The organism is Pseudarthrobacter sp. C1 (assembly GCF_034720455.1).
Lineage (GTDB): Bacteria > Actinomycetota > Actinomycetes > Actinomycetales > Micrococcaceae > Arthrobacter.
This window is the reverse complement of the sequence record NZ_JAYESK010000037.1, coordinates 1-326: the sequence shown is the minus strand read 5'-3', so window position 1 is coordinate 326 and position 326 is coordinate 1. Positions and strand designations below refer to the sequence as shown.

At 62.3% G+C, this 326-nt stretch carries 1 pseudogene; it reads right to left on the bottom strand.

Features of this window, described 5'->3' with window-relative positions:
- A pseudogene (locus U7114_RS19355) lies at nt 1-326 on the bottom strand (pyruvate dehydrogenase (acetyl-transferring), homodimeric type); the annotation flags it as partial.

Sequence of the window (326 nt, the reverse complement as noted above, 5' to 3'; positions counted from 1 at the left end):
GGGATCCGCAGGTGGTCGCGGAATTTCTTCAGGTCATCCAGGGTGAGTTTCTTCATCTGGTGGGTCGCGTTGCGGCCCTCGAAGTGCGGTCCGAGGCCGTAGCCCTTGACGGTCTTGGCCAGGATGACGGTGGGCTTGCCCTTGAATTCGGTGGCTGCCTTGTAGGCGGCGTAGACCTTGCGGTAGTCGTGGCCGCCGCGTTTGAGGTTCCAGATCTGGTCATCGGTGAGGTCCGCGACCATGTCCTTGGTCTGCGGGGTCTTGCCGAAGAAGTGTTCGCGGACGAACCCGCCGGATTCGGCCTTGTAGGTCTGGTAGTCCCCGTC